Origin of the sequence: Flavobacterium cupriresistens (assembly GCF_020911925.1) — a bacterium.
In the GTDB taxonomy this organism is placed as follows: Bacteria; Bacteroidota; Bacteroidia; order Flavobacteriales; family Flavobacteriaceae; genus Flavobacterium; species Flavobacterium cupriresistens.
In genome coordinates, this window is record NZ_CP087134.1 from 365198 (window position 1) to 385236 (window position 20039).

Here is a 20039-nt window from a genome sequence, read left to right on the forward strand (position 1 = left end):
TTTAATTATTTTTAGAACTGAATGCCATGATTGTTTCTATAACGAATTCTTGTTCTTCCTCAGTCAAAGTTGGATACATTGGTAAGCTAATACATTTTGAATAATAATCTTCTGAGTTACTCAAATCTGTATCAGAATTATATCCAATCGTTTTGTAATAAGGCAACTGATGAACGGGAATATAATGAATTTGAGCATAAATATTATTTTGATGCAAATAATCGTATAATTCTTTTCTGTTATCAACTTCAATTACAAAAAGATGATGTGCATTTAAACTATTATCAGGTAAAACTTGAAATTTAAGTCTCCCATTAAATGCATCCTTATATCTCTTCGCAATTTCATTTCTTTTTGCAACTCCATTTTTATTTCTAGCCAATTGTGATATCCCCAGAGCAGCCTGAAAATCGGTAATTCTATAATTAAAGCCTAAAGTCTGCATTTCATAAAACCAACCACCATGATTTTCTGACATATTCTCTTTTGTAATTCCATGTGAACGCAAAAGCAATAACTTTTTATAAACATCTTCTGAATTTGTGGTCACCATACCTCCTTCTCCACAGGCAATATGCTTCACAGGATGAAATGAGAAAACAGCAGCATCCGCATAAATTCCATTACCGCAATATTGTTTTTGTTTTTTGGAATCTAAAAAATATCCACCCGGAGCATGACAAGCATCTTCAAGTATCCACAACCCATGCATATCAGCCAATTGTTTAAACCCTTCTAATTGGATGGGAAGCCCAGCAAAGTCAACAGGTATAATACCTTTAAAGAACCCTTTAGGCTTACTCTCAATAAGTTCTTTTGTTCTTTCAAGCGATAACAAATAAGTATCTCTATCAATATCAGCAAACCAAACTTCGCCACCAACAAATCGAACACAATTTGCCGAAGCTGCGAAAGTTATAGGTGTTGTTATAACTCTATCTCCCTCTTTAAGTCCAAGTGCCATAACTGCAATATGAAGACCCGCTGTTGCATTATTTACTGCTACCGCGTACTTTGCTTCAACAGATTCAGCAAATTTCTTCTCAAATTCTTTAATTTTAGGACCTTGAGTCAAAAAATCAGACTGTAACGTTTCAATTACAGCATTAATATCCTCGTGTGTAATATCTTGTCTGCCGTAAGGTATAACTTTATTTCCCATTATAATTCGAAATTTGCGTCAACATGTTTTTTTATCAAAGTTCTCAGACTATCAACTGTTTCCCAATCTTCGTTAGATCCGGAATTATAATTAAATCCTTCTTCTACTTTACTGGCATTAAAATGACTTAGATATTCATTTAAATTAAAATTAGGTACAGAAGGTAAAATAGTATAATATTTACCTAAGTCATAAGTATAAAAAGAATCCGAAGCGGTAATCATTTCTTCATGTATCTTTTCACCTGGTCTAATTCCAACAACTTCAATTGGGCAATCCGGTGCAACTGCCTGCGCAACATCTGTAATTCTATAAGATGGTATTTTTGGTATAAAGATTTCCCCACCCCAAGCGTTTTTCATTGCATGCATAACCATATCCACACCTCCTTGCAGCGAAATATTAAATCTCGTCATTGAAATATCCGTAATTGGTAATTTTCCTTCTTTCTTTTTATTGATAAAAAAAGGAATAACAGATCCGTTAGACCCCATAACATTCCCATATCTAACTACTGAAAACTTAATAGGATTAAAACCTTTAATGTTATTTGCAGCAACAAATAATTTATCCGAAGTTAATTTCGTCGCACCATAAAGATTAATTGGTGCGCAGGCCTTGTCTGTTGACAAAGCAACTACATTTTGAACATTTGTTTGCATAGCGGCATGAATCACATTTTGCGCCCCTCCTATATTGGTTTTAATACACTCATCAGGATTGTACTCCGCCAAATGAACATGTTTCATTGCTGCTGCATGAATAACATAATCAACACCTTGAAAAGCCCTAATTAATCTTTGCTCATCTCTAACATCTCCGAGGAAAAATCGAATTTGCGGATACCCACTTAAAGGGTATTCTTGCGCCATCTGAAACTGTTTTTGCTCATCTCTTGAGAAAATAATCACTTTCTTAACTAATGGATAAGTGCTAAAAATGTGTTTCGTAAGGGCTTTTCCTAAAGACCCCGTTCCTCCTGTTATAAGTATTACTTTATTATTTAACATATATGAATTATTATAAATATTTAAAAAAATATATCTAAACTAAATGTTTAAATACCAACCTAATAATTAAAAAAAGTGAACTTAAAAAGCCCCCTAAAAAACCACCTAAAATAATTCCTTTAATTTTTCCAAAACTTTTTTTATCTAAAGGCAAAATCGGGCTATCAATGACCTGAATTAAAGGAGTCTCCCTGCGCAAAGTAACTTTGGCCAATTCAGTTTGTTTAACTAGTTCTGTTAATATTGCTGTATTAGCCTGAACATCCACTTGTTTTCTTACTGATGGGGTTCGACGTACATTTAATGCCGGATTTAAACTAAATGTATTATCATTTGCCACAGCAACTCCAGTGATTGCAGCATTTAGTTCCCGTCTAATAGAATCGGTCTGCCTTTCCAAAATTTCCATATTCATTCGGGCTTTTTTACTTTTGGTACTTATATAAAAATCAGATACTTTTCTCGCAAGAGCTTCAGCAAAATATTTTGAAAAAAGTTCATCACCAGATTTCATATCAATAGTAACAATTGCAATTTTCTTATCTTTTTGCTCTACGGTTAATGCACTTTTAGATAAATTCTTATACATAACTCCTAAAATACTATCATGAACTCTTGTAAAGTGTTTACGATTACTATTAGGCAAAAAAAGAACTGATGCATATTTGGGATCATCCTTCCACTTTTCACGCCACCCACTATTCTTAATATACAGCTCTGCTAAAGAAATCATCTTTCCATTTGATGCAGGGACTGGCATTAGCAACGTTTGTTCTACCATAGAACGAGATTTCAACAATTCCGCTAAATTTGTTCCCGAAAAAATACTACCTCCTCCACCGTTTATATCTAATCCGAGAGAACTTGCCAAACCTAATGCACTACCCAATCCTCCTCCAGACTTATTATCTTCTAATGCAAATGACAAACTAGCAGTATAAATAGGTTTTTTAGTAAAAGAATAAGCCAATCCTAAAGTAGCACCAATTAATCCGGACAAGACAATAACTTTCCACTTCGAAATCAAAAGTGTGTACCATTCTTTACACGTATCTATTATTTCCTTCAATGAAACTTCATTGTTTTCTGTAGGTATTTTCGTCATCGCTAATATTTATTTAAATGCTGTAACAATTAATAGTGCTAAACTTGTTATAACACTTCCTATACTAACCCATTCACCTGTACTCATTTTCTTGGCCACAGGTTTCTCCGGCACAACTATTTGTGAATCAGGCTCTACAGTTGGATAAGTTCTAAAAAACAAAAATGATTTTGTCACATCTGCTTTTCCATTAGGATATATGATATATGCCTTTCTCTTCCAACCTTTATTATTAACTCCCCCAACAGCATCTATATAATATCTGAATCCCTTTCCACTTCTATATGGAATCTCGGAAGTTAGCAAGACATTCCCTGTTACTTTGACCCCTTCATTATAGAGAGCCACCTCAATTTCATCACCTGGAAATAAAGTAACATTAGAATAATGGTCTTTATCTTTTACTATCTTTTCCCAATTAATCGGAATTGTAGAGAATTTAATACTAGCCAGTTTTTCTTTTAAAGAGTCATTCTTAGCTAAATTTAAATCTATACTCTCTAATCTATCGATTTCTTCTTGTTTAATAGGTCTCTTAATTTTCATCCCTTCCAAGTTTGCAATAGAAGTTAAGCCTCCTGCTCTCATCACTATATCGTATACTTTTTCAACTTTACTGGCCAAAACGTATTTCCCTGGATAAGTTACTGCTCCAGAAACGATAACCATTTTAGGTTTTTCGTAAACAGCTACTCTTCTAATATTAATTACATCAAAAGGTTTTAAAAGAAAATTCTTAATCTGTTCATTGTTATCTGTGGTGATTTCTAGTTGTACTAATTCAATACGTTTTGGATCTCCATCGTTAATCGAATCAGATTTTACCATTCTAGCAATTTCAACACGCTTAGATGCAGAACCAGTCAACCCGCCGACCTGTATAATTAAATCATTTAAAGTTAGATTTTCATAGTATTCATATACTCCAGGTTTTTTTACTTCACCGTCGATAGTAACTTTATATTCCTCTCTAAAATCTAAAATAGAGTATATAGTTACAATATCTTCTCTTCTTAATTCAATATCAGCATTTAAGTCACCCGACAATGCTGCGCTCAAATCTATATTAACAATTTCTGTTGTTAAATCAGATTTTAAACGGATAATTCTTGCCCTTTTACTATATGCGTCCTCTTTAAGTCCTTCTGCTCTAGTAATAAGATCTGAAATTTTCATTCCCTCAGTAAAAGAATAGTAATCTGGTCTAAAAACTGCTCCTTCAATTTTGATACGATTTTCAAATCGGTTTAAAATTTTCGTAACGGTAAAGACATCACCTGACTTCGGACTATAAGTTGCAAAATCACTTTCATTTATGTCTTGAACTTTAAACTCTTTTCCCGTTTTTTGAACAACATTTATCGAAGCTGTATAAGCTAATTCATTAAATCCTGAAGCAAAGTTTAACAAATCTGAAAAAGTTTCTCCTTTTTTCATTTCAAAAATTCCGGGACGTTTTACTTCTCCTTGTACTGTTACCCTTTGACTATAAGCCGGAATTCGAATAACATCATTGTCTCTTAAACCTACATTATCAGATTGATCTCCTTTTACTAAAAACCTATAGATGTCAATATTTCTAAAAATTTTATTATTTCTAATTAATTCAATATTCCTGTAACTACCATTTTTTCCAGGTCCACCAGCTAAATGCAAGGCATTGTAAACAGTAGCTAAAGAAGAAATCGAATAATTCCCTGGCTGTTTACCTCCAACTATTGTAACTTTTATAGTACGAATCTTACCTAAGCTTACACTTACTTGGGATTGCCCTGAACGAACAGTACTATACACTTTAGCAATTGCAGCTTTTATCTTTTGTGTTGCAGCCTCAACAGTCATTCCAGAAACAAAAATTTGCCCTACATATTGAATGGAAACTTTTCCCTCTACACTTACAGGTATGCTAGAATTATATTCCTGAATACCATAAACGCTTATTTGTAATTCATCACCAGGTCCTAATATGTAATTCATTGGAGTAGCTAACTTTAAATCAGGTTCAAAATTTAAAGTTGGATTATCAAATAAGTCTGAGCCAAAAATCAAGTTATTATCTGTATCTTTTATCTTTTCATTAACAATCTTTTCTTGTTGTCTTCCAAATCCAACTTTATTAACCTGGATTTCAGGCTTATCATTTGTATTATCCGATTTTCCCGAATATCCATTAAGCCTCATTTTCAGTTTGTCATATTCTACCTGACTCATTCCTTTTGAAAGTGCCATTGCTTCAACTTGTTCAATCGTAGTATTATTACTTTTTAATTGTGCACTAATATTAGCCAAATCACCATCTGTCAAGTCATCTACTTTTAAAGTACTTAAATCTCGTGACTTAAGTATATCCTGAGCACTTGCATTAAAAGAAACTAATAAAACAAAAAACAAAGTAAGAACGTATATAATCTTTTTCATAGAAAATAAATTTAAATAAAAATTTAAGAATACTGCTTTTGGTAATACTCTTTATAGGAACCTGAGGTTACATTTTGCAACCATTCTTCGTTGTTAAGGTACCAATTAATTGTTTTTTCAAGACCTTCTTCAAAAGTCACAGATGGCTTCCATCCTAATTCTTTATTGATTTTTGAAGCATCAATAGCATAACGCAAATCATGTCCTGGTCTGTCTTTTACATATGTAATTAATTCCTGTGAAGTTCCGGTTACTCTACCTAATTTCTCATCCATAATCTGGCATAATAATTTCACTAAATCTATATTTTTCCACTCGTTGAAGCCTCCAATATTATAAGTATCATGGTTTTTTCCTTCGTGAAAAACTAAATCTATCGCAATTGCATGATCTTCTACAAACAACCAATCACGTGTATAATTACCGTCTCCATAAACTGGCAAGGGTTTATTATTAATTATATTATTAATAAAAAGCGGAATTAATTTTTCCGGAAAATGATAGGAACCGTAATTATTTGAACAGTTTGTCAAAACGTATGGCAAACCATATGTTTCTCCGTATGCTCTGACAAAATGGTCGGAACTCGCTTTAGAAGCTGAATAGGGCGAATTTGGATCATAAGACGTAGTTTCTGTAAAAAGGCCTTCGGCTCCAAGTGAACCATAAACTTCGTCCGTACTGATGTGGTAAAAACGCTTTCCTTCAAAATTGTCTTTCCATTGATTCTTTGCAGCATTTAATAAATTCATTGTACCAATTACATTTGTTTTCACAAAAGCTAAAGGATCTTCAATAGAACGATCTACATGAGATTCAGCAGCTAAATGCAAAACTCCCTCAAATTCATGTTCTGAAAAAAGATCATTTATAAATACTTCGTCTACAATATCTCCTTTTACGAAAGTGTAGTTAGAGTTATTTTCTATATCTTTTATATTCTCCAGATTACCGGCATAAGTCAAAGCATCTAAATTGAATATCTGATAATCAGGATATTTATTCACAAATCGTCTCACGACATGTGACCCAATGAAACCAGCACCACCGGTTATTAGAATTTTTTTCATTTTAGCTTTCAATTAATTTAATAAATGTGAATTTGCTTTTTCTAATTCACCATATAAATCTTTTACATCTTGTGAATTCTCTTTTTGCAATAATAGATTTGCAGTATCCGTGCAAACAAAAATAGTATTTTTCAATCCTAAGAATGCTGTGTATTTATCAGTCCCAATTACCATATTTCCATTTTTATCTACAGCATGTCCTTTAGATACCAAATAGTCATAAACAGACTCAAATGATCCCAAATCGGACCATGAAAATGAAGCAGGAACTACTTTAATTTTTTTACTACGTTCCATTACCGCATAATCAATACTAATGGATGGAATTTCTAAAGACAAATCCAAATCAAGTACTCCATTCTTACCCGATTCCCAAACTATCTTTGCTTTTTCATAAACATCAGGTTGAAATTGTTTTAGCTCATCTAAAAGAACCCCTGCTTTAAAACAGAACATACCACTGTTCCATAAAAAATTACCTCTTGCTATAAAGTTTTTAGCTGTTGTTTCATTTGGTTTTTCACGAAATGAAATTACTTTATCTCCATTAGATTCAATATAACCATATCCCGTTTCCGGTTTGGTTGGAATAATTCCGAATGTTACGATATAACCTTCATTTGCTTTTAAAATAGCTTCATGTATGGCTTTATTATACTCTTCCATCTTATCAATAATATGATCTGAGGGCGTCACAATTAATACATCATCAGGATGAGATGCAAATGCCGCAAAAGCAATAGCTGCAGCCGTATTTCTTGGGGTAGCTTCTACAATATTTAGAAATTCAGTCTGGGTCTTATCCATCACCTTACTGCTTAAGTGGTGATTATCAACATTACCTACCACCATAACTTTATTAGCCAAATGACTGTTTCTTTCTACTGTCATTTCAAATAAAGACTTCCCTTCAAATATCTCCAGATATTGTTTGGGTTGGCTTTTTCGTGACAAAGGCCATAATCTGCTCCCAACTCCGCCAGTCAAAATTACATGTATGATTGAACTGCTTATTTCCATTTTTTTAAAACTAAAAAAGAAACTTTATTTACTACAACCTATTATCGGCTACAGTACCTAAAACTCCTTTTACATCATATACTAAACTATTTGATTTTTGCAAACCGGAAAAATCCAGTTTCAAAAATTCTTTGTGTGCGACACCTAAAACAATAGCATCAAATTTCTCCTTTGGAATTGAATCTACTGTTGTGAGCTTGTATTCTTTTCTAACCTCGTCAATACTTGCTAACGGGTCGTATATCGTTACCGCTATTCCATACTCTTTCAATGCTTTTATAACATCTACAATTTTAGTATTTCGAACGTCAGGGCAATTTTCTTTAAATGTAATTCCAAGCATTAACAGATTGGCACCATTTACAGAAATCCCTTTTTTAATCATCAATTTAACCACTTGAGAAGCAATATACTCTCCCATGCTGTCATTTAAACGTCGTCCTGCCAAAATTATTTCAGGATGATACCCAAATTCCTGTGCTCGTTGTGCCAAGTAATATGGATCAACACCTATGCAATGACCTCCAACCAAACCTGGTTTAAATGGTAAAAAATTCCATTTTGTGGCTGCTGCTGTCAGAACTTCTTGTGTATCAATATTCATTAAGTTGAATATCTTAGCTAATTCATTAACAAAAGCGATATTAATATCCCTTTGTGAGTTTTCTATCACTTTTGCGGCTTCTGCCACTTTTATGCTAGGGGCTAAATGAGTTCCTGCTGTAATAACAGATTTATATAGTGCATCAACTTTTAATCCAATTTCAGGAGTTGATCCTGAAGTTACTTTCAGAATTTTCTCAACCGTGTGTTCTTTATCTCCGGGATTTATTCTTTCAGGTGAATATCCTGCAAAAAAATCCTCATTAAATTTCAAACCTGAAACATTTTCCAACACAGGTACACATTGTTCTTCTGTAACGCCTGGATAAACCGTCGATTCATAAATAACAATATCTCCTTTTTTCAGTATTTTACCAACAGATTCACTCGATTTATACAATGGGGTTAAATCCGGACGGTTATTTTTATCAACTGGTGTTGGAACTGTTATTATAAAGTAATTACAATCTGCGATGTCCGTCAAAGAGGTAGTGCAGTACAGTCCAATTTCAACATTAGGATTATCTACCAATACTTTCTGCAAAGTAACATCATCCACTTCCAGTGTAGTATCAAATCCTGATTTTAAAGAATCTACTCTTGATGTATTAATATCAAAACCGATAACAGCATACTTGGTGGCAAACAACCTTGCTAAAGGTAGTCCGACATAGCCCAGACCGATAACCGCTATTTTTATATTCTCATTCAAATTGTTTTCTTTTTATACGATTTAGTCCGTAAAATTCACGGCTACGCCGTTCCCTGTCACAGTAATCGACACAGAATTTGGAAAAATCATTTTTGGCAAATATAACACATTAAGTCAATTAATTCAATACGTTTTTTTGCAGACTTAAAAACAAAAAAACCTATAAACACAAACCTTTACAAATCAAAGCTGTGCCATTTTATTTGCAAAAAAAAAGAGAATGAAAAACACCAAAAACGAATTTCACTCTCAATTAATTTATATTTTAATTTCGTAAACAAAATATACTACTTGTACTTAATTTTCAAAACACAACCTAAAGATTCCAATACCAAAATATAATGGGTATTAGAAATTTCCTGAACAATTGCATTTTGACTACTGAAAACCCCGGATTCAAGTTTTATGCGATCTCCAACTTGAAATGCCGTTACCGAAACATCGCTTACATTTGAATCCGAAAGACCCTTTTTTATTATAGCTATTTCTTCGTCTTTAACAATTGCCGGCTTTCCAAGCCAAAACAAATAGCGAATTACACCAGCGACCTGAAAAACAGCATTTCGATCCATATCTAGTAATTGAACAAATACATAGGAATTAAAAAGAGGCCCTTCAATTTTTTTCTTTCTATCCGACCATTGCTTTATCTGAGTAATTACCGGACAATAACATTCGATTCCGATTTGATTTAGCCGCTCTGCAACCTTCTTTTCCCATTTGGGCTTAGTATAAACTACGTACCAATTCATATCTCTTTTATAATGAAATAAAATTTTTAATTCTATCGCTTTATTCGCTTTCTGCTAAATTTTAAATCAAGACTAATAATCGACTATGAACCAATTCCGTTATAAACAAACCCAATAGACTCTAACTCTTGTGCATTTAATATATTTCTACCATCAAAGACGAATGCAGGTTTGTGCATTGCATCATAAATTTTTTGCCAATCGTATGTTGTAAATTCATCCCATTCGGTAAGAATTGCAATCGCATGGGCGTCTTTGCAGGCATCATAAGGATTATCAAACGTTAAAACAGCCTTATTATTTTCTTCAACTGTTCTTGTTTCTAAATAATTTAAATCCGCCAGCATTTTAGTTCTTGAAACTTTAGGATCGTAAACAGCAATTTTTGCCTGTTCGTTAATCAAATCATCAGCTACATATATTGCTGCAGACTCACGGGTATCGTTTGTATCTTTTTTGAATGCCCAGCCCAAAAAGGTAATTTTCTTATCAGCAACCGTATTGTATAAAGTCTGAACGATCTTATTTGAAAATCTTCGCTTCTGATGATCATTCATAATAATAACCTGTTCCCAGTAGTCCGCCACTTCATTCAATCCGTATGTTTTTGCAATATAAACTAAATTCAAAATATCCTTTTGAAAGCAAGATCCACCAAAACCAACGGAAGCTTTTAAAAATTTTGATCCAATTCTACTGTCCATTCCTATCGCTCTTGCCACCTCGTTTACATCAGCACCTGTTTTTTCACAAAGTTCAGACATTGCATTTATAGATGAAATACGTTGCGCTAAAAAGGCATTCGCTGTAAGTTTAGACAATTCTGAAGACCAAACATTTGTAGTCAGAATTTTATCCTCACTAACCCAGTTGGCATATACATCTACCAAAGCCTTAATAGCCACTTCCCCTTCAGGAGTAGTATCGCCACCAATTAAAATTCGATCCGGATTTAATAAATCTGTAACAGCAGTTCCTTCTGCTAAAAATTCAGGATTGGATAAGATCTGAAATTGAACTCCATTTCCGGTATTATCTAAAATACTTTTTATGGCTTCTGCAGTACGTACCGGTAAAGTCGATTTCTCAACTACGATTTTATTTTCTTTTGCCACTTTTGCAATCTGTCTGGCGCATAATTCAATATATTTCAAATCAGCTGCCATACCTTTTCCTTTTCCGTAGGTTTTTGTTGGCGTATTTACTGATATAAAAATCACCTGAGCTTCATCAATCGCTTTTTCTACTTCAGTTGAAAAGAAAAGGTTTCTTCCTCTTGCCTCCGCTACAATTTCGGAAAGTCCCGGTTCGTAAATCGGAATATTATCGGTATTTGGATCGTTCCAATCTTTAATTCTTTGTTCGTTCAAATCAACAACAGTCACTTGAATATGTGGACATTTTTGAGCAATTACTGCCATCGTCGGACCTCCAACATAACCTGCACCAATGCAACAAATTTTTGTTACTTCCATTTAATTTAATTTAATATCTTAATCTTTGACTTTATTTCAAATTGCTCCAGTACCAGCTGACAGCTTCTTTTAATCCTTCTTGTAATGAATATTTCGGATCATATCCCAGCATTTTTTTGGCTTTAGCAATACTAGCTAACGAATGCGGAATATCTCCTGCTCTATTTTGACCGTAAACAACTTCTACATCAGCAATTTTTGAATCCAATTCACTTAAGTATTTTTTCAAATATCCTGTCAAGTCATTCAAAGTATTCCGATCTCCAAATGCCGTATTGTAAACTGTATTTACAGCTTCCGAATTTTGACTTAACATCGCCAATTCGTTCATCTGAATCACATTGTCAATATAAGTGAAATCGCGTGAATAATTCCCGTCACCATTGATAACCGGACTTTCATAATTCATAAACTGCATCACAAACTTAGGAATTACGGCTGCATAGGCACCATTTGGGTCTTGTTTTCGTCCAAAAACATTAAAATAGCGCAATCCAATCGTTTCCAGACCGTAGGTTTTACTGAAAATTTCAGCATATAATTCGTTTACATATTTTGTAATAGCGTATGGAGACAAGGGTTTACCGATAACCTCTTCTACTTTTGGCAATCCTTCAGAATCTCCATAGGTAGAGGAACTTGCTGCATATATAAATCGCTTTACTTTAGCATCACGGGACGCTGTCAACATATTTAAAAAACCCGACACATTAACATCGTTAGTAGTTATCGGATCGTTTATAGATCTTGGAACAGAACCTAGAGCGGCCTGATGCAAAACATAATCAACTCCGTCAACTGCAGCGACGCAATCGGCCATGGTGCGAATATCACCCTCAATCAATTTAAAATTGGGGTTCTCCATACAATCTTTCAGATTATGGCGATGTCCTGTCGCAAAGTTATCTAAACAAACCACCTTGTGACCTAATTTTAAAAAGTGCTCACATAAATTTGAACCAATAAAACCAGCACCTCCTGTAATTAAAATTTTGTATTGAGCCGATACTTCCATATGCTTCAAATTATTTTTTATTGAATTTGTTTAAAAGAGATTTCACAACACCTTCCTTTTCTCTTTCTTCATAATAGCCGTTAGAATAGGCACCATATCCGTACCCGGAACCATACTTGGCTTTATTTTCATATCCATTTAAAACGATACTTGCATTGTTAAGCTCTCCTCTTTTCACTCTGTTATTCAACAACGTGATCATATCTTTTTTGGTATAGTTCTGCCTTACAATATATAAAGTAACATCAGCATACTGAGCCAACTCTAAAGCATCAGAAACTAAACCAACGGGAGGCGTATCTAAAATAATATAATCGTATTCTTGCTTTAACTCATCTATTAACTCTTTCATCGCTTCACTTAAAATAAGTTCGGAAGGATTAGGAGGGATTGGGCCTGACAAAATAACATCAAGATTTGGTATCTGTGTTGGATTTGTTATTTCACTTAAACTTTTTTGTTTAATCAAATAATTAACTACACCCACATTCTTAGTCAAATTAAATTCATCAGCCAACCTCGGTTTTCTCAAATCCAAACCGACAATCACCGTTTTCTTTTCACTTAAAGCAAAAACTGTCGCAATGTTTATGGAGCAAAATGTTTTTCCTTCACCACTTACCGACGAAGTAATCATTAATGTTTTTGCTCCGCTAACACGTTGTTTTTTATACAAAAACTGTAGCGAAGAACGAACAGCCCTAAAAGATTCTGAAAGCGCCGATTTTGGTCTGTCAAAAACCGCCAAGCTCATATTTTCTTTATCAACCCCAATAACCCCAATAAGGGGAATCTGCGTTAATTTACTTATGTCCTCAACATTCTGAATTGAATTATTAACGAAGAAAATCACAAAAACAAACAACAAAGGAACCAACATCCCCAGAAACAAAGCCAAAACATAATTGGCAGAAGTTTTAGGCCCTACCAGATCTCCACCTATATCTTTTGCAGGATCAATAAAATGAATGTCTGATAAATTAGATGCTTTTACAATTTCTGCTTCATTTCGTTTTTGTAGAAACTCCGTATAAATATTATCATTTAAATCGTACTTTCTCTTAATCTTCAACAACTCCTGTTGTTCTTCGGGAAGTCGTTTAACCGTACTTTCTGCCTGACCAATTTTAGCATTTATCATTGACAGGTCATACAACAAAGATGATTTTGCACTTGTAATATTTTCCAACAAAACACCTTTAACAGCATTCATTTGATTATCAAAATCCTTGAAAATCTTATCACTTTTTACCGCATACGCCATTTCTGACCTTTGTGCAGAGAGCGCGATAAGTTTTGAAACATTCGTAATAATATTCGGGTCCTCAATTCCTGCAACAGACGGAGCAGGCAAACGAGAGTAATCTACACTATTATTTAGATATGTTTTTAAAGAATTATAATAAGCTATTTTTCTGGAAATCAAATCTCTCTCAACATCGAAATCCATTATTTTATCCGAAAACTTAACACCTCCGCCTTCAATTTCGTAGATATTCTTGTCCTTTCTGAACGTTTTTAGCTCGTTGCCGTTTTCTTTCAACTGAGACTCCATCGCAACAAGAGTACTATCTATAAATCGGATCGTGTTGTTTGCAAATTGATTTTTACCATCAAGCTGAATTTTAATCAACATCCTTACTGTTGAGTTCAAATAATCAACCATCCTGGCTTTGTTCGTACCCTGCAACGACAAAGTTAACAGCGAACCTCCTTTGTCATCAGAAGTAACATTTATACCTCTGTAATTAGACACTGTACCGTCAAAATCATTAAATCTAACGAAGTACTCATTTCCTTTATAGAGCCCCGGATTATCATTTATTTGCAATTTCCAATTTAGGAAAGGAAGCGAAACTTGTTCTCCGACTTTATATCTTTTAACAAACTCCACAGGCTGAACCGCCGTATTAGCATAAGAATTAGTCGAATAATTTAATACCGAAACAGAATTATTTTCAAATAAAATTCTGATTTCATATACATTTTCACTTATAAATTTAACTCCGATAAGAGTATTGGCAAGCTGTCCTTTTGATTTATCAATATTCAAATAAAAAGGTACTTCACCATAAGAATCGACCAAATTGTATTTCCCTTGCGAAAGATAATCGATATAAAACTGCAATTTATCAACCACCAATTCATTATGTGATCTTGACTTCAAGATGGTAGAAATTCCATTTACCTGATCAGAAATCCCACCCCAATTAAAAACCAAACTGGTATTTGAAGTAAAAAACGGATTGCTTTCTTCTTTAATAGAAATCATGGTTTGCATGGCGTAAATTTTTTCTTTACGAATATTTACCTGATGGGCTATTGCAAACGCAATTATTAAACTCACCAGAAACCACTTCCAATAACTTACAATTTTTAATAAAAGTCCTTTAAAATCAAAATTCGAATGATTCTCAAAAATCGAAAAATCTTTTATATCTAACATCTTTTGACCTGAGTTTTAATTTTTAAGAATCAAATAAACTGTTGTTGCCAATGTCAACAAAGTAATAACAGTCCCTATAGACTGTATTCCTGTCTGCCCGGTCCCCCATGTTTTTTGCCTTAGTGGCTTTACATAAATATAATCGTTAGGCTGTAAGTAATAATAAGGAGATTTCATCACATTGGCATCGGTAAGATCAATATCATGCATCTGAACTCCAGTTGGGGTCTGACGAATTACTGTTACTGCTTTTCTGTTTCCAACTGTTGTAATATCTCCTGCATTTGCAATAGCCTCCATAATATTTACATGTGGCTGAAACAATGTTTTAGTCCCTACATTTCCTACTTCACCATTTATCGTATATCTGAAACCCGCCAATTTTACTGTTACAAAAATATTGGCTTCACTTTTAAAATATTCTTCAAGTAATTTTTTTTCAATCATCACTCGTACTTCTTCAAGCGTATATCCAATAACATTTAGCTCTCCTAAAATTGGCATTCTTATATTTCCATGATCATCAACTGTAAAACCATCAAAATACAAAGCTCCTTCTGATTTCCCGGACGCCGCTGCAGCACCATCATTTTTATTAAAAATGGAAACTAATTTGGGATCTATTGCTTTAATATCAACACTTATAACATCATTCACCTGCAATCTGTAAGGTTTAGATTCAACGGCAGCAACAGTATTTTGTTCTCCCGAAGTATTTTTATCCTGCAAATACACCAAATCTTTTACAGGAATACAAGATGTAAATACTGTACTAATTAATAGTAATATATAAAAACTTTTCTTTGTCATTATTAATATTTTATCCGCAAATATAGCTTTTCCTTTAATCTTCAGGAAATCTAGCTTTTTATTGACTCTATTTAGTTGTTTTTGAAAGTTTTTTCGAACGGGACACGGTGTAAAATACTTCTTCCAAGTGTAACTTCGTCTGCGTATTCTAATTCGTCTCCAACAGAAATCCCTCGTGCAATTGTAGAAACTATGATATCGTACCCTGATATTTGCTTGTAGATATAAAAATTCGTTGTATCACCCTCCATGGTTGAACTTAGTGCAAAAATAAGTTCTGTTACTTTCCCTGATTTTACTTTTTCTACCAAAGTTGTAATATTCAGCTGACTGGGTCCAACACCTTCAATCGGGGAAATTTTCCCTCCTAAAACATGATAAATCCCTTTGTACTGTCCCGTATTCTCAATAGCCATTACATCGCGAATATCTTCAACGACACAAATCAACTCATGGTTTCTTGCCACATTAGCACAAATTTCACAAACTTTAGTATCTGAAATATTATGACAGCTTTTGCAAAATTTAATATCCTCTCGCATGTTTAACAATGCCTGAGATAAAAATCCTGTTTGTTCTTTAGGCTGTTTTAATAAATGCAAGACCAAGCGCAATGCCGTACGTTTACCAATTCCCGGTAATTGTGACATTTCGTTGACTGCTTTTTCTATTAGTTTTGATGAAAATTCCATGACGACAAAAATACTGTTTTTAATAATTTAGCGGCCTTGAGACACCAAAAATCAATCGGTATCGAAAAAGTGAATTAATATTGATTTGTAGCTAATAAAACCAATGTACAAGCAACTTCTGCTTTAATATTATTCAGTTCCAATAATTGATACAACTCCGGATTCTCAGAACCAGGGTTGAAAATCACCCTCTTTGGTTGTGCTTCAACGATATAATTATAATAATCACGCTGACGTGCCGGATTCAAATACAATGTAATAGTATCAATATTTTTAACAGGAATCGCTTTTGTATAAATTTTCACCCCGGCAACTTCGCCTGTATTTTGACCTATTGCCAAAACGGTGTGTCCTTTTTCAACTAATGCATTTATAGCTCTAAAAGCATAACGCTCCGGTTTTGTAGTTGCTCCCAGAACTAAAGTTTTTTTATTTTTCATCATTTTTAAATATCGTACAAAAGTAATCAAAAAGTACGAGCTAAATTCAGGTAATTTAGCATAGACTTAACAACAATAAAAAAGCAATATCTCACCATAAATTTACACTCAAATATTAAAAAAAGACTATTTTTACCCTACTAACCTAAACAATATGGATTTATTCATTTATTTATTTGCTGCTCTTTTCTCGGTTCTAAACCCAATCGGTACCGTACCGATTTTTGTTGGACTGACACAGCACGACTCTCAAAAAGAACGTTCCAGGATTTCACTTTGGACGGCGATCAACGTTTTTATCATTTTATTAGTTTCCTATTTCATTGGTCAATACGTATTGACTTTCTTCGGAATTAGTATTGATGCGCTACGAATTGCCGGTGGAATTGTAATCGTAAATTCAGGTTTCTCTTTGCTCTCCGGAAAATTCAACAAGAAAAGAGGTATCAACAAAAAAATTGAAAACGAGGCACAACAACGAAACGACATTGCTTTAACTCCTTTGGCGATTCCGATGCTCGCCGGTCCGGGTTCTATGTCATTATTAATTGCTTTTTATCAGGAGCATCATGAAATGAATGAAATTATTATTTCGACTTTGGCTATTGCAGCCATTGCAATAGCGATTTTTGCGATATTAAAAAGTGCTCATTATCTTGCCAGAATTTTAGGTGCTTCGGGAATTGTTGCGATTTCTAGAATTGTTGGTTTTATTGTAATCTCTATCGGAATTCAATATATCGTGAGTTCGATTATCAATATTGTAAAAGGAAATTTGATGTAAATCTGTTGTTTACTTTAATTCTAGCCGAAAAAAAATGAAAGAAATTAATTTCTCTTTTGGAGATTTCACTATTACAACCGATAAAAACAAATTGGATCTTGATGCCATTCATGATTTCTTATCAAAAAAATCCGGGTGGAGTGATGGTATTCCTTTTGAGACCATGAAAACTTCTATTGAAAATTCTCTAAATTTTGGATTATTCTATAAAAATATACAAATTGGTTTTGCAAGGGTAATTTCAGATTTTGCTACTATTGGGTATTTGGGCGACATTTATGTATTGGAAGAATATCGAGGAAGAGGACTTTCTAAAGCTTTGATGGAACAAGTAATGAACCATCCTAATTTACAAGGTTTACGCCGTTGGATTTTATTGACATCTACAGCTGAATGGCTTTACGAAAAATACAATTTTACAAAATTACCCAATCCTGAATTCTACATGGAATTATATAATCCTGAAGTTTACAAGTCAAATTAAGCTTAACGATTAATCCACAAACACAAAATTCCAAATTCCAAACTGTACTATTCAGCTTTTGGAATTTGGAATTTTTTTATTAAAAATTATAAAATTTAACTTCTTGGCAAGAACACCTCTGCCATCATACATCTTGCACTTCCACCACCGCACGCTTCGATTGTATCTAAGCTTGAACTTAAAATTTCAGCATGAGCTTCTAACTGTGCAATTTGTTTTGGCGTTAAACTCTGATGAGCTGAAGCACTCATAACAATATATTTCTTATCATCAGTTCCTCTAACTTCCAGCATATTACCAGCAAAATTATTTACCTGAGCTTCTGTAATCAAAATAACTTCTTTGTTATCTGCTTTTAGATTCTCCAGAACCATTTTGCGTTCTTTTTTATCATCGATGCAATCCGCACAAATAACAGCGAAAGTTTCACCCAAACACATCATTACGTTGGTGTGATAAATTAATTTACGTTCCCCATCAACGGTCTGAAAAGCTTCAAAAATTACCGGAGCATAATCAAAGTCTTCACAGAATTCGATAAACAATTCTTCATCAGCTCTCGGAGACAAAGCACAATAGGCTTTTCCGTTGGCACGATCTAAAAGCAAACTTCCCGTACCTTCAAGAAAAATACCGTCTTCTTCTGCCGAGGTATAATCCATTATATTGGCAATTTCAAAACCTTTGTCTTCAAGTGTATCTAAAATATCTTCACGACGCTCCTGACGACGATTTTCTGCAAACATTGGATATAAAGCCACGTCTCCGTTTTCGTGAAACGAAACCCAGTTATTTGGAAAAATACTATCCGGAGTATCTGTTTCTAAAGTATCTTCTATAACGGTAACATCAACCCCTACAGCTCTCAATTTCTCAACAAAAACATCAAATTCCTGTTGTGCTTTTGCATTTACTGTACTCGGTAAAAGTCCGTCCAAAACTTTTTGATAATAATTATTGACAGCCGTTTGCTCATTCATTCTAAAAGCAACAGGGCGAATCATTACAATTGCATTCGTTGTTTGTTTCATGTTTTAATATTTTTTTTGTTTCAAGTTTCAGGTTTCAAGTTGTCGTGAACTTCAAACCTAAAACTTGAAACTACTTTTTAATCTCTAATTAATGGTAAAGTTGAACATCTTAACAATCCCTCTTGTTTTGCAATTTCAGCGTATGGAATTTCTTCAACTGTAAAACCATTTGCACGCAACCAATTGTTTAAGCGGGTAAAGTTTTTTTCTGAAACCACTACATCGGCATCAATAGAAAATACGTTAGAAAACATATGATACATTTCGTCTCTTTCGATATGAAATAAATTCTCTTTTCCAAAAAGGTTTACCAAATACAAATAATCTGCTTCTTCACGAAAACCTCGTTTGTAAATAATCCCTTTGTCTTTTCCAACAGGTTGAAAGCAACAGTCCAAATGCAAAGCATTATCTCTGGCTTCTAATTTAGATTTAACCAGATCAAACTCTTTAACAATTTTGTTTGGGAATAATTCTTTAATATAATTTACACCCTCCATATTGGTTCGAGCTGTAATATAATCTTTATAATCACTGCCTTTATAGGTTCCTATAAAAATATGATCGTTCCAAAGCATAACATCACCACCTTCGATATGAACTTCTTCCGGTGGACGAACCACCTTTAAAGTATTCATTTGGTCGATTACATATTGAATCGCATCTAATTCTCGCTCTCTATCCGGTAAAATATTAGATTTCACGAAAGTATCATCAATAACAAACCCTATATCTCTCGCAAAAATTTGATTGTAATTTTCTATCATCTCAGGACGATAAACCGTTACATCATATTTTTGAAAAACAGCATTAAAAGCATCCATTTCAACAACCATATCTTTTTCAAGAGGGTAGGTTCCTGCTTTAATATGTTCCAATGATTTAGGATCATAAGCCTCATCTAAGGATGGAGTTGGCCCATTATGAACCGCTGAACCCAAAACTACAGCACGTAATCTTGACGTTTCGTTCTTTACATTTAATTGCAACATAACTTTATTGTATTTTGA

General features: G+C 33.7%; 18 protein-coding genes. 2 read left to right on the top strand and 16 right to left on the bottom strand.

The window, feature by feature from the left end:
• Nucleotide 1: 1 nt before the first annotated feature.
• From pseC to LNP23_RS01790, 14 genes are all read right to left on the bottom strand, one after another.
• On the bottom strand, nt 2–1162 hold the full coding sequence (gene pseC / locus LNP23_RS01725) for a UDP-4-amino-4,6-dideoxy-N-acetyl-beta-L-altrosamine transaminase (protein WP_230003356.1): 1161 nt from the start codon (nt 1160–1162) through the stop codon (nt 2–4).
• The gene (gene pseB / locus LNP23_RS01730) at nt 1162–2172 is read right to left on the bottom strand and encodes a UDP-N-acetylglucosamine 4,6-dehydratase (inverting) (protein ID WP_230003358.1); all 1011 of its coding nucleotides are present in this window, start codon (nt 2170–2172) and stop codon (nt 1162–1164) included. The genes pseC and pseB overlap by 1 nt, the downstream gene beginning before the upstream one ends.
• Before the next feature lie 34 nt (nt 2173–2206).
• Nucleotides 2207–3277, bottom strand: coding sequence for a Wzz/FepE/Etk N-terminal domain-containing protein (locus tag LNP23_RS01735; RefSeq protein WP_230003360.1), 1071 nt, complete (start codon nt 3275–3277; stop codon nt 2207–2209).
• Nucleotides 3278–3286: 9 nt separating this feature from the next.
• Nucleotides 3287–5695 carry an SLBB domain-containing protein gene (locus LNP23_RS01740; protein WP_230003362.1) on the bottom strand — a complete coding sequence of 803 codons (2409 nt, stop codon included), beginning with the start codon at nt 5693–5695 and terminating at the stop codon, nt 3287–3289.
• 23 nt (nt 5696–5718) lie between these two features.
• The gene (gene rfbB, locus LNP23_RS01745; RefSeq protein ID WP_230003363.1) at nt 5719–6765 is read right to left on the bottom strand and encodes a dTDP-glucose 4,6-dehydratase; all 1047 of its coding nucleotides are present in this window, start codon (nt 6763–6765) and stop codon (nt 5719–5721) included.
• A 12-nt stretch (nt 6766–6777) separates the two neighbouring features.
• Nucleotides 6778–7785, bottom strand: coding sequence for a mannose-1-phosphate guanylyltransferase (locus LNP23_RS01750; RefSeq protein WP_230003365.1), 1008 nt, complete (start codon nt 7783–7785; stop codon nt 6778–6780).
• Between the two features lie 31 nt (nt 7786–7816).
• Nucleotides 7817–9100, bottom strand: a complete 1284-nt coding sequence (locus tag LNP23_RS01755) for a nucleotide sugar dehydrogenase (RefSeq protein WP_230003367.1) — start codon at nt 9098–9100, stop codon at nt 7817–7819.
• A 287-nt stretch (nt 9101–9387) separates the two neighbouring features.
• Complete coding sequence (locus tag LNP23_RS01760) at nt 9388–9852, bottom strand: UpxY family transcription antiterminator (RefSeq protein ID WP_230003369.1); 465 nt, start codon at nt 9850–9852, stop codon at nt 9388–9390.
• Nucleotides 9853–9935: 83 nt separating this feature from the next.
• Complete coding sequence (locus tag LNP23_RS01765; protein ID WP_230003371.1) at nt 9936–11327, bottom strand: UDP-glucose 6-dehydrogenase; 1392 nt, start codon at nt 11325–11327, stop codon at nt 9936–9938.
• A 31-nt stretch (nt 11328–11358) separates the two neighbouring features.
• Complete coding sequence (locus tag LNP23_RS01770; RefSeq protein ID WP_230003372.1) at nt 11359–12342, bottom strand: SDR family oxidoreductase; 984 nt, start codon at nt 12340–12342, stop codon at nt 11359–11361.
• Between the two features lie 10 nt (nt 12343–12352).
• Nucleotides 12353–14788, bottom strand: a complete 2436-nt coding sequence (locus tag LNP23_RS01775) for a polysaccharide biosynthesis tyrosine autokinase (protein WP_230003374.1) — start codon at nt 14786–14788, stop codon at nt 12353–12355.
• Nucleotides 14789–14803: 15 nt separating this feature from the next.
• Nucleotides 14804–15598, bottom strand: a complete 795-nt coding sequence (locus LNP23_RS01780; RefSeq protein ID WP_230003376.1) for a polysaccharide biosynthesis/export family protein — start codon at nt 15596–15598, stop codon at nt 14804–14806.
• Between the two features lie 71 nt (nt 15599–15669).
• Nucleotides 15670–16290, bottom strand: coding sequence for a recombination mediator RecR (recR, locus tag LNP23_RS01785; protein WP_230003378.1), 621 nt, complete (start codon nt 16288–16290; stop codon nt 15670–15672).
• Nucleotides 16291–16364: 74 nt separating this feature from the next.
• Entirely contained in the window at nt 16365–16730 is a 366-nt protein-coding gene (locus tag LNP23_RS01790) for a CoA-binding protein (RefSeq protein WP_047774276.1), read from the bottom strand.
• Nucleotides 16731–16884: 154 nt separating this feature from the next.
• Here LNP23_RS01790 and LNP23_RS01795 point away from each other — a divergent pair, with 154 nt between their 5' ends.
• Nucleotides 16885–17514, top strand: coding sequence for a MarC family NAAT transporter (locus tag LNP23_RS01795; protein ID WP_047774278.1), 630 nt, complete (start codon nt 16885–16887; stop codon nt 17512–17514).
• 34 nt (nt 17515–17548) lie between these two features.
• Complete coding sequence (locus LNP23_RS01800; RefSeq protein ID WP_047774280.1) at nt 17549–17998, top strand: GNAT family N-acetyltransferase; 450 nt, start codon at nt 17549–17551, stop codon at nt 17996–17998.
• 95 nt (nt 17999–18093) lie between these two features.
• On the opposite strand, the gene ctlX is transcribed toward LNP23_RS01800, so the two are convergent.
• Nucleotides 18094–19029, bottom strand: coding sequence for a citrulline utilization hydrolase CtlX (gene ctlX / locus LNP23_RS01805; protein WP_230003380.1), 936 nt, complete (start codon nt 19027–19029; stop codon nt 18094–18096).
• A 77-nt stretch (nt 19030–19106) separates the two neighbouring features.
• Nucleotides 19107–20021, bottom strand: a complete 915-nt coding sequence (locus LNP23_RS01810; protein ID WP_047774284.1) for a dimethylarginine dimethylaminohydrolase family protein — start codon at nt 20019–20021, stop codon at nt 19107–19109.
• Nucleotides 20022–20039 lie beyond the last annotated feature (18 nt).